The sequence below is a fragment of the Pseudomonas bubulae genome (assembly GCF_900618535.1).
Lineage (GTDB): Bacteria > Pseudomonadota > Gammaproteobacteria > Pseudomonadales > Pseudomonadaceae > Aquipseudomonas > Aquipseudomonas bubulae.
Genome location: NZ_UYJA01000001.1, coordinates 539,113 through 550,209, shown reverse-complemented (window position 1 = coordinate 550,209; position 11,097 = coordinate 539,113). Strand labels below are relative to the sequence as shown.

Sequence of the window (11,097 nt, the reverse complement as noted above, 5' to 3'; positions counted from 1 at the left end):
ATGTATGAGCGTTGCGCTCATGGGGCGGTGGCGAAGACGGCGCTGCCGACCTGCTGCCAGTCATCGGAACTGAAGGTGGCGGTCAAGCCTGTCGCCATCAGCAACATGCTTGCCGAAAGACCTGTCTGCCTGGCGGTCTCATGGCAGCGCATCAGCCAGTCCAGTTCAGTCATCGAGCGCACGCGTTTTTCCAGCAGGGGCTTTATCAATACCTCTATCTCGCTGGCGTTCCACCCCAGCATCTGGGCCAGCAATTCGCTGGTTTGCGAGTTCAGACCGGTTTGTTCGCCGTTCTGTTTTTGAGGGTTGGCCTGGTTCAGATAATTGAGCAGTGTGGCGTGGTTAATCCCGTAAACGTCGCTGAAATGACTGAACCTCTGGAACAGATACAGGGTGCTCAGGGTTAACTTGAGGGTTGAATGTGCCGATTGCTCGGACTCCAGCCAACCGGGGTCAAGCAGAAAAGCCTGCAGGGCTTCACGGCTGATGGGCAGTTGCAGCTCGGTTTCTGCATGGGGAAAGAACAGCAGCAGGTGTTTGAGGGATTCATTGGGTTTATCACTGCCAAGGGCACTGGCGAAAATACGCGAAGCTTGCCTGAAGGCCTGTTTCATCAGCTCGGGGGCCTCGCTGGCCAGGGAGGTATCCTTGAGTAATTGATCTATTTCTTTCTTGAAAGGATGCAATTGTGAGTAGGCTGCGGACAGCTGCGTATTGAGTATCTGCTTGACCCGGGCCTTGAGTGCCTGGTTGCGCCCCGCATCGGGGCTCAGGTTGACGTATTTGTCGACCATGTAGGCCACGCCTTTTTCCAGGCTGTCCGCTTTGGGTTGCGCGGGCAGCATGGACTGGACCCGGAGCAGTCCTTTGGCCAGCAGCACATTCCAGGTGTAGGCAAGGGGTTTGCTACCGGCTTCCGGTTGCGGCAAGTCCAGCTCATCGAGTGTGGATTGCGCCAGCAGATATTGGGGCATGCGTTGCAACACCGCCTCGACCTGCGTGAGCCGCTGCTGTACGGAGGAGGGCAGCAACGTGCTCTCCAGTAACAATTGCTGGCGTAACTGTTGAACGCTTTTACCGCTGTCATTGAGCCAGCTAACCGCCCAGTCCAGTTGCATCAACACATCGAGAAAGTCCGCTGGCGAGTTGCTGCCTGACTGACGCAAGCCCGGCTTGACCAGTTGCTGGTGGTAGGTTTTGCCCCCCAGCAACTGGCACAGATGATCGCAGTCCATGACTGACAGTCCGAACATTGCGGGTAATGTGGCCTGTCGGTAAAAGCTGGAAAACGTCTCGATATTCCGGCGAGGCGTGGCGAAATATTGCTTGGTACGGGTTTTCAGCAACCCCAGGGACTGTGGTGTGTCTTCGAGGCCCAGAGCGCCACAGGCCCGATACAGAACCCCTTGTGTCGTACCGAGATCCAGCGGCTGGTTGTCGAGAGTCAGGGGGGCGTTGAGCCAGTGCGGCGGGTTGAACACCTGGTCGAATAGCGATGGGTGTTGCCCGACCCCATGAACGGGCATGTGGTAAAGCCATGCCGAAAATGTTCCGGGCGTCAGGCCATAGCGTTGGTTCAGGTAGCGAAAGACACCCATTGCACGCATGCTGTTGTCGTTGATGGCAAGGTGTTCAGGGCTGCTGCCTTCACAACCGGCGATGCTATAGAGTAAGGTATCCAGATCTGCGAAAGGCATATCGAGCCAGCGTTGCAGGCGGATCATCCGTTGCAAACGGTCATGACGCTGTGGAGTTGTATTTTGCAGGTGGTTTTTTTTTGATGAGTCGATGCTCAGGCCCAGTCTCTTTTGCCCTGTTCTGTAGGGGCCATTGATAAAGCGAGCGCCTGCAGTGTGATCCCGGGCAATCTGATCTGCCGTCTGCACGACGTTGCCAGACAAGCGCGGCTGATAGCTGGCGTGGGCAAGCAGTTCATGGAACTGCTCGGTGCTCAGGCCGGTGTGCTGCATGAACCGTTGTTGGTCAGTGATGGGCTGGCTGTGGCCATAGTGTTTTTTGTAAAAGGTGTCTGTGCCCTGTTCTTCAAAGTCCTCGGTCAACAGGTTTTGTTGTGCAGGGCTGAGCAGGGTGAGCAGACGCTGCGCCTCATAGGCTTGCTGCTGCACCGTGCCGTACTTGTTCTCCGGCTGCTGGTCATAGGGCAGTTTCAGGCTGATGCGATAATTCAATGCACCAAGCCCCGGCTTGTTGCCCGCAAGCCCCAGCACGCATTGCTGATGGGCCAGGTCGAAAGGCAATTCAAAGGGGTAGCGTAATTCGGCCAGCACCTGATGCACCGTGCGGCCGCCATAAATGTCGCGATGCGTGTCCAGGTAGGTTTTGACCGGTGCGTTCAGGGCCTCGTTGACCAGCGTCAGCAGTGGCAACTGACGGGAAGTGTTTTCAGCATTGATCACCAGTTCCTTGAGCGCAGGTACACGTTGGGCGAGGGTGATTTTGTCTTGAGTGCCTTTGCCGGTTTGCTCCACTTCCAGGGCAAACCGGTAGAGCGCCTGCAGATACGCCGCGGGCGAGTCGACTGCGGCGAGGGAAGTCGGTGAGCAAAAGGTATCCCAGTCGTCTTTGAACAGGGCTGACCAGGTGGGGCCCGAGTCGGGAGAGGCGGTGTCCGTTGGCATGGTAAATCTCCTGTGCGCGCAGTGGGTGATCCACGGCGCGTGCAGAAAATTAGCATTGCCATACCTGGCGTCTCGGCCAGCTGAAAGCACCGAGAAGCTTGGGAATTGTCGCTGAATGACAAGCGTTCGTGTGTTCCGGACGCAGGCCTTTTATGCAAGAGGGTGAAGGCAGGAGGCTACATGCCCCCTGCAATGCAGCATGATCAGAAGTTGATCGAGGCACTCAACCTTGCCGTCAGCGGCGCGCCCTGGAAGACATAGTTATCGCCCATGTATTCTCCCACATCGCGCCAGTAGCGCTTGTCGAACAGGTTATCGACGGTCAGGCGAAACACGGTGTCGTAACCTTCGATACGGGTGCTGTAGCGGCTGCCGATATTGAAGATGGCGTAGGCGTCGGCCTGTACCGTACCCACCTGGCTGGCGTATTTCTTGCCGCTGTACTGCACGCCGCCCAGCAGGGCCAGGCCGTCGATCCAGGGCAGGGCGTAGTCGCCGTAGAGGCTGGCGCGCAGGGTGGGTACGTTGATGGTCTGGTGGCCTTCATATTCGGGCGTGCCGCTACCGCTGACCCGGGAGCGGATCGCCGCGACGCTGGCCGCAATCTGCAGCCGGTCAGTGGCCCAACCGTTGGCCGCCAGCTCAATGCCGGTGTTTTTCTGCTGGCCCTGTTGGACGTAAGTGAACTCGCCATTTTCGGGGCGAGCATACTGGTACGCCTGGCGGATCTGGAACAGTGTGGCGCTCAGGCGCATGCGCTGCCAGTCGTATTTGATCCCGGCCTCTATTTGGCGCGACACGGTGGGTGGCAGGATGTCGAAGTTATTGCTGGCAAACCACGGCGCTGTGCCACCCAGGGACAGGCCCTTGCTGTAGCGGGTGTATAGCGTCATATTTTGCACCGGTTTGTAGATCAGCGCGGCCTGGGGCAGGAATTCATAGCGTTGGGTGTGGCGGGTGGTGTCGCCCTGATTGTCGAAGGTCTTTTCATCCAGACGCACTTCGCGCCCGCCGATCATGGTCTGCCATTGCTCGTTGAAGCTGATCAGGTCATTGAAAAACACCCCGTACTGGCGGCTGTCCAGGCGGCGATGGCTGTCGTTGAGGGCGCCGTTGTAGCGCTCGAGGTTTTCAGGCTCGCTGTCGATATTGCCACTGCCGAGACTATGGTTGATGGCTACACGATTATTCACCACGCGCCGGAATGCACTGCTGCCCACGGTCAGCTCATGACCGATTGCGCCGGTATGGAAGCGACCGCTGAGCGCTGCCTGCACCTCATCATTGCGCCGGGTATCGTCAGGGCTGCGGAAGTCATAGATGTCGTAGCCGCCCTCGGGGGTGAAGTAGTTGCCGACATTGGGTGTAACGCAGCCGACAGTACAACCGCCCCAGGCAAACGAGCTGTAGTCGTCGATCACCACCTTGCTGCGTGAGGCGCTCAGACTGCCTTTCCAGCTGTCGTTGAAGCGGTATTCGAAGTTGCCGTTGATATTCAGAGAATCAATGGTCACAGGTTTCGAGCCGCTCTGGTGCGCCAGCAGCTTTTTCGGCGAGGCGTGATGCGGCAGTTCGCTGCCGCCGAGCAACTGATAGCCCGGCACCGAGCGCTGCTCCTTGTTCTGATACTCCACGTCCAGTTGCAGCAGGGCATCGGGGTTGATGTTCCAGTCGAACGCCACAGAGGCGAAGTCACGCTGGCCGTTGGCGTGTTCGACATAAGAGTGAATATCTTCATGGGCAACGTTGGCACGCAGGCCGAACTGCTGTTCGCTGCCGAACCAGCCCCCCACATCGGTGGCGATGTAACCGCTGCCGCGATCGTCGGTAGACACCGTTACAGAGCGCACATCGGCTGCCCGCTTGGTCACATAGTTGACCGCACCACCGGGCTCGGAAACGCCGCTTTGCAGGCCTGAAAGCCCCTTGAGCAGCTCTACCTGCTGCTTGTTTTCCAGCCCGACATTTTGCTCGCCGGTGATGGTGCGGCCATTGATCTTGTAGCTGCTGGCCGAGTTCAGCGAAAAGCCGCGCACTACAAAATTCTCGTAGTAGCCGACGGGCGCGTAGCTTTCGCCGACCGATGCGTCGTTTTTCAGCACATCGCTGAGCAGGCGGGCTTGCTGGTCTTCAATCAGGGCATCGGTAAACACCGCAATGGCGGCCGGCGTATCGAGCAAGGGCGCCGCCTCGAAACCACCGACCCAGGCGTTGTCGGCTTGATAATCGCCGTTGTCCGTGGCCGTCACCGACGTCGCCGGCAGTTCGGTTCCGGCTGCATGTGCCGCAGGTATGGCGCTGCCCAGCAGCAGGCCGAGGCTAAACAAACTGAGAGAGAATCGCGGGGCGGACTCTCCCTGGCTGAAAGTCCGGTAAAGCATGTTCATGCACAGCTCCTGAACGGTGGGCAGGCTTGAGACCCGAGCCTGTTTCTCAAGCGCGCCATCATACAGTCGCAAGCCGGGTTGCGCTTGGCGCTTCGCCATCAGGGAGCCTGCCATGACGGCCTGTCAGGGCCTGGCCCGACGGGTTTTTTGCGCAGCCGTTACAGCCTGTGGCTCAAGGCAATCCTTGATTTAGACGTGTTGCATGGGTTATAGCTAAAAAGGTCAGTCGTAGTATTACAGGAAATTAAAACGCCCTTATGGATGGAATCACACGTATCAATCGCCAGTTGGGCTCACACTTCGCATCCCTGATTGCAAGCTGTGGGCCTCACGTCAAATGCTGCATCAGTGCAGTCACAGGGTTTGTTTCCCGCTTTCTCGCAAACTTCGCTATCCCCCACCTGAGACCCTGCTTCTCGGGCAGCTGCGCCAACTGGCGCCATTGTTACGTCCCTCCGCCTGATTATTTCTGACCGCCAGCCGTTCCGGTGCACTCACGCCCCGCTGTCAATGGTGCGTTCTGCTGCCCGGGATTTGTATTTGAAACCACGTTTTTGATCCAAAGCGTTTCCGCGGGCAGCCAATAATTGCTCGCGCTACAAGGAGCTGTGTTGATGATTTATTTTCAGGGTAAAAGAATTTTCAGTGCCATCTTCGATATGGACGGCACCATGTTCGACACCGAGCGCTTGCGCTTCAAAACGCTCAAGCAGGCCGCCGAGGAGATTTACGGCACGCCACTGAGTGAAGAAACACTGATCGGCTCATTAGGCCTGAGTGCCAAAAAAGCCGAGGCCCTGGCCAGGGCCAACCACGGCGAAGACTTCCCCTATGCCCAGGTTCGTCAGCGTGCCGACGAGCTGGAGCTGGCCCATGTGCGTGACCACGGCGTGCCGATCAAGGATGGCCTGCTGGAAGTGCTGGAGCGCTTGCGCAAATACGGCCTGACCATGGCGGTGGCTACGTCGAGCCGTCGCGCCATCGCCGAGGAATACCTGATCAATGCCAATGTGCTGAAGTATTTCGACGTTACCGTGTGCGGTGATGAGGTGACCCAGGGCAAGCCCCACCCGGAGATTTTCCTCAAGGCGGCTAGCGCGCTCAATTGTCTGCCAGAGCATTGCCTTATGCTGGAGGACTCGCAAAACGGTCTGTTGTCGGCCATTCGTGCCGACGGCCAGCCGATCCTGATTGAGGATATCAAGCCGCCAGCGCCTGAAGTCGCGGACTGCGCCCTCAAGGCCTACACCAGCATGCACGGTTTTTTGGGTGACTTGAACGAGTGCATGCCCGATCTCGGACCTCCCGCGCTGACCGACAGTTTCCCGCCCACCCTCAATCAGTTCAGTGCCGGTATTCATGGTTTTGGCGCAATGGGCGGCGGTTACCTGACGCAGATTTTCTCGCACTGGGACGGCTACACCCGACCCTGCGAGATCATCGCCGCCACCCGCTCACGCATGCTGCGCGAGACCATCCAGGCGTTTGGCCGCTTCAGTGTGCGCTACAGCGCCACGTCCTTCGATCAGACCATCGATAACCTGCGCATGATCGACATGGACGACGCCGAAGCAGTGATCCGCATGTATGACGTGGCGGAAATCATCGGCCTGAGCCTGCCTGAAACGGCAATTCGCAAGCAGGCCGGGGTGATTGCCCGGGGCCTGGTGCGCCGCTACGAGCGCCGGGGGCGTGAGCTGACCATTTTGATTGTGCTGAACAAGGTCGGCGGTGCGGACTTTGTGCGTCGCCATGTGCAGGCGCAACTGGAGTTGCTGGTGTCTGCCGAGCTGTGCCGCAAGATTCTGGATAACACCCACTTTGTAGAAACGGTGGTCAGCCGCATCGTCTCAAAGTTGTCCAACGAAGCGCTGGTGCGCCAGTTGCGGATCAAGTCGAAGATGTTCCAGAACAGCCTCGATGACGAGCCTGACGCACCTCGCGCCGCACCGCGCACTCCGGTGCCCGAGTACGAGCGCCTGATCAGCCGCTTTCGACCTTTTACCCAGTCCAGCAACGCCTTGAGCCAATTGCATCTGATCCTGTTCAACAGCGAGCCGGACATGCCCCTGTACGCCCAGCGCTGCAGCAATCTGCTTGAGCGCTTGCGCCAGGTGAAGACGGTCGACGACATCACCCAGCCACAAGTCATCAAGAACCTGCTGTGGAATGGCCCGCACGCGATCATTGCCTGGTATGCGAGCCTGCTGGGGTACTCCTGGCTGGGGCAGGGCATGGGCGACCCGCGCGTCAGTGAGCTGGCGCAGCGCTTGATCGGTGAGGCAGTCGGCCCGGCACTGGTGGCCGAAAACCCGCAGATGGAAGATGCCGTGGCAGCATTTTCAGCCACCTTTCTGGAGCGCTGCAATACCTCCTTCAAGGACCCCTGTGCCCGTGTCGGACGTGATCCACTACGCAAACTGCAACGTAACGAACGGATCTTTCGCAGTATCGATCTGGCCAGAAAGCACGGGATTGATAGCAGTGCCCTGCAGTTCGGCGCGGCGCTGGCGTTGCACTATGCGCTGCGCAGCACTGACAGCAAGGATCTGGAGTGCCAGCAGATGCGTAGTCTGTATCAGGACAATGGCAGCATCGAGGCGGTCCTGACGTTTACCGGCAGCTATAACGGCCAGCCGTATCCGGGGTTGGACCCGGTCACGGATGCGGCGTTGATTGACGCAATTGCCGGGTATTTTCATGGCCCGCTCTGTGCTGAATTCGTCATGCCCACGGCCTGAACCGATCAAGCCGTGAGCCTGAGGATGGTCCAGTCTGGAAGGTCTGTTCAAGGAGCTGACCATGAAACGACTGACCCTGGCCCAGGCTTACGAGCTTGCCGAATCGATCCTGTTGCATAACGGTTTCAACCAGGCCCATGCCCGCGCGGTGAGCGCCACGGTGCTGGCCGGGGAGCGCGATGGTTGCGCGTCCCACGGTCTGTACCGGGTATTGGGCTGTGTCAATTCACTGCGCGCGGGCAAGGTCTCGGCCGATGCCGCGCCGCGGGTGATCGACCAGGCGCCGTCGATAGTGCGGGTGGATGCAGCCGGCGGGTTTTCCCAGTTGGCGTTCCAGGCGGGTTTGCCGCTGTTACAGGAAAAAACCCGGGCCAACGGCATTGCAGCCCTGGCGATCAATCGTTGTGTGCATTTTTCCGCACTCTGGGTGGAAATCGAGCAGTTGACCGCGGCGGGGCTGGTAACGCTGGCCTGTAACCCGAGCCATGCCTGGGTGGCGCCGGCGGGGGGCTGCCAGCCGGTGTTCGGTACCAACCCCATTGCCTTTGGCTGGCCACGGGCGGGGCGTGACCCGTTTGTCTTTGACTTTGCCACCAGTGCCATTGCCCGTGGCGACATCGAGTTACATCGTCGGGCTGGCAAGGCTATTCCTGAGGGCTGGGGGGTTGACGCTCAAGGGCTGCCGAGCACCGATGCCAATGTGGTGCTTGATACCGGCGCGATGCTGACCTTTGGCGGGCATAAAGGCTCGGCACTGGCGGCAATGGTGGAGTTGATTGCCGGGCCCCTGATTGGCGATTTGACCAGCGCCGAGTCCCTGGCTTACGACGCGGGGAGCAAGTCATCGCCTTATCATGGCGAGTTGATTATCGCGTTTGATCCGCAGCGCTTTCTGGGTGCGGCAACCGAAGAGCATCTGGCCCGGGCCGAGGGTTTGTTTGCCGGGATCGAAGGGCAGGGCGCGCGCTTGCCGTCGCAACGCCGGTATGAGGCGCGGGCGCGCAGCGAGGCGGAGGGGGTGCAAATTCCGTTAGCCTTGTTCAATGACCTGCAGGCGCTGCTGAAGGGATAGATTTGCCGGGGTGGCGCTTGTTGTGGGAGCGGGCAAGCCCGCTCCCACAAGGGGGGAGGCGGCAACAGAGTATCTACAGTAAGCCGTTGATCAAAGACCGACATCAGGTAAGTGCGGGCGGTTTGCCAGAGCTTTGGCCATGATTCGTTCGACAAATTCACGATCTTCCCGTGGCAGGGCCAGGCGCGGGGGACGGGTCAAGGCGCTGCCGCGACCGGCAATGGCTTCGCACAGCTTGATGCACTGCACCAGGTCGGCACGGGCGTCCAGATGCAGGATCGGCATCAACCATTCATAGATCGGCATGGCTTCGGCGAAACGTCCGGCCCTGGCCAGGCGGAAGATGGTTTCGCCTTCCCTGGGGAACACATTGGACATGCCCGAAACCCAGCCTTCGGCACCCACGGCAATGCTCTCCAGCACCACGTCGTCGAGGCCGGCAAACAGCACGAAACGGTCGCCTACTTCATTGCGGATATCGATAAAGCGGCGGGTGTCGCCCGAGGAGTCCTTGAAGCACACCACGTTGTCGCAATCGGCCAGAGAAATCAGGATGTCGGGGGTGACATCGTTTTTGTAGATGGGCGGGTTGTTGTAGACCATCAGTGGCACGTCGGCGTGCTTGGCTACATAGCGGTAGTGTTCGGCGGTTTCGAAAGGCTTGGAACCGTAGACCAGCGCGGGCATCAGCATCACCCCATCGACGCCGACCTTGCGCACGGCATTGGCCACCTTGGCGGCTTGCACGCTGGTGAACTCGGCCACGCCGCAGATGACCGGCACCCGGCCGCCGGAGGCTGCCACAGCGACTTCGGTCACAGCGATTTTTTCTTCGGCGGTCAGGGAGGTGTTTTCCCCCACCGAGCCACAGACCACCAGGCCCGACACGCCGTCACGGATGACGTTGGAAATCACCTGGTGGGTCTTGTCGAGGTTGATGCTGAAGTCATCGTTGAATTGAGTGGTCACCGCAGGGAAGACGCCACTCCAGTTGATGCGCTTGCTCATGTTTGTTGCCTCCGGTCGCTAATATAGTATTTCGTATACGTTTAGTTACGGTCTTATGTAGATACTCTGTTGCAGGTCAAGCCCTATTGTGGGAGCGAGCCTGCTCGCGAACGACCTTCGCGAGCAGGCTCGCTCCCACAGTTGCGGTGTTCCTGTAGCTGACGAACGCAGCCTCGCTGCGCTCGTCAGCTGCTACGGGTATTGCGTAAATGCTCTGGTCAGTTGGCACCCGGCCAGGTATCGGACAGGCGATAGCCCTGTGGCCATGGGTCGCTCGGGTCGAGCAGGTGTTGATGGGTACCGGTAATCCACGCCCGTCCGGAGATGCACGGGTAGATCGCGACGCGGCCGGCCACTTCGGTCATGGAGTCGATGCGGCAATGAAATTCAGAGCCGATGATCGAACGGCCGATAAAGCGCTCGCCCACCTTGAGCAGCCCCTTGGCCTGCAACACCGCCATGCGCGCCGAGCAACCGGTGCCGCAGGGCGAGCGGTCGATCTTGCCCGGGCGGATCACGACCGCGTTGGCGCCGCTGGCAATACCGTTCTCATACACCACAGGCGCAGCGATCTGGCAAAACGAGATATGCGACCAGTCCGGGTTCAACGGGTGGGTGAAGCCCAGTTGCTCGTTGGCGGCGCGAGTGATTTTCAAACCGGTCTCAACGATGTCCCTGGCTTCATCCGGGCTGATGGCAAAGCCCAGTTCCTTGGCATCGGCAAGTACGAAGCTGTCGCCGCCATAGGCGGTGTCGACCTTGAGCGATCCCAGGCCCTCGACTTCGATCCAGGCATCCAGGCGGTCGGCGAAGGAGGGCACGTTTTTGATCTCGACCCGTTGTACCTTGCCGTCTCGACAGTCGGCTACGGCCTCGATCAGGCCACCGGGAGCTTCGAGCACCAGTCGGGTTTGCGGTTCGGTCATCGGCAGGATGCCGCTATCGAGCAAGACCGTGGACACGCAGATCGAGTTGGAACCCGACATGGGCGGAGTGTCGGCCGGTTCCATAATGATCCAGGCCATTTGCGCCCGTGGATCCTTGGCCGGCACCAGCAGGTTGACGTGCCGGAACACCCCGCCGCGAGGCTCGTTGAGCACAAAATTGCGCAGGGTCTCGTCCCGGGCGATCCAGCGCGACTGCTCCCATACGGTAGCCCCGGGCGGAGGCGCCACACCGCCGACGATCACGTCACCGACTTCGCCCTCGGCGTGACAGCTGACCACATGAATGACTTTCGATGAACGCAT

6 protein-coding genes are annotated in these 11,097 nt (G+C 59.6%); 2 read left to right on the top strand and 4 right to left on the bottom strand.

Annotated features, from left to right (window positions below; translation table 11 throughout):
• Nucleotides 1–17: 17 nt before the first annotated feature.
• Nucleotides 18–2,639, bottom strand: coding sequence for a Tc toxin subunit A (locus tag PPTH39_RS02420; RefSeq protein ID WP_130871526.1), 2,622 nt, complete (start codon nucleotides 2,637–2,639; stop codon nucleotides 18–20).
• A 203-nt stretch (nucleotides 2,640–2,842) separates the two neighbouring features.
• Nucleotides 2,843–5,026: a TonB-dependent siderophore receptor gene (locus PPTH39_RS02415; RefSeq protein ID WP_130871525.1), complete on the bottom strand. Its 2,184-nt coding sequence runs from the start codon at nucleotides 5,024–5,026 to the stop codon at nucleotides 2,843–2,845.
• 614 nt (nucleotides 5,027–5,640) lie between these two features.
• On the opposite strand from PPTH39_RS02415, the gene mtlD reads away from it, so the two are divergent.
• Entirely contained in the window at nucleotides 5,641–7,767 is a 2,127-nt protein-coding gene (mtlD, locus tag PPTH39_RS02410) for a bifunctional mannitol-1-phosphate dehydrogenase/phosphatase (protein ID WP_130871524.1), read from the top strand.
• A 61-nt stretch (nucleotides 7,768–7,828) separates the two neighbouring features.
• Complete coding sequence (locus PPTH39_RS02405) at nucleotides 7,829–8,839, top strand: Ldh family oxidoreductase (RefSeq protein WP_130871523.1); 1,011 nt, start codon at nucleotides 7,829–7,831, stop codon at nucleotides 8,837–8,839.
• A 90-nt stretch (nucleotides 8,840–8,929) separates the two neighbouring features.
• Here the strand turns inward: PPTH39_RS02405 and PPTH39_RS02400 are convergent, their stop codons facing one another.
• Both PPTH39_RS02400 and PPTH39_RS02395 read right to left on the bottom strand, forming a co-directional pair.
• Nucleotides 8,930–9,847: a dihydrodipicolinate synthase family protein gene (locus PPTH39_RS02400; RefSeq protein ID WP_095019987.1), complete on the bottom strand. Its 918-nt coding sequence runs from the start codon at nucleotides 9,845–9,847 to the stop codon at nucleotides 8,930–8,932.
• Nucleotides 9,848–10,065: 218 nt separating this feature from the next.
• On the bottom strand, nucleotides 10,066–11,097 hold the full coding sequence (locus PPTH39_RS02395) for a trans-3-hydroxy-L-proline dehydratase (protein WP_095017990.1): 1,032 nt from the start codon (nucleotides 11,095–11,097) through the stop codon (nucleotides 10,066–10,068).

Excerpts from the sequence above, each read along its gene's own strand:
- PPTH39_RS02420 (WP_130871526.1), bottom strand. The coding sequence starts at position 2,639 with ATGCCAACGGACACCGCCTCTCCCGACTCGGGCCCCACCTGGTCAGCC.
- PPTH39_RS02415 (WP_130871525.1), bottom strand. The coding sequence starts at position 5,026 with ATGAACATGCTTTACCGGACTTTCAGCCAGGGAGAGTCCGCCCCGCGA.
- mtlD (WP_130871524.1), top strand. The coding sequence starts at position 5,641 with ATGATTTATTTTCAGGGTAAAAGAATTTTCAGTGCCATCTTCGATATG.
- PPTH39_RS02405 (WP_130871523.1), top strand. The coding sequence starts at position 7,829 with ATGAAACGACTGACCCTGGCCCAGGCTTACGAGCTTGCCGAATCGATC.
- PPTH39_RS02400 (WP_095019987.1), bottom strand. The coding sequence starts at position 9,847 with ATGAGCAAGCGCATCAACTGGAGTGGCGTCTTCCCTGCGGTGACCACT.
- PPTH39_RS02395 (WP_095017990.1), bottom strand. The coding sequence starts at position 11,097 with ATGCGTTCATCGAAAGTCATTCATGTGGTCAGCTGTCACGCCGAGGGC.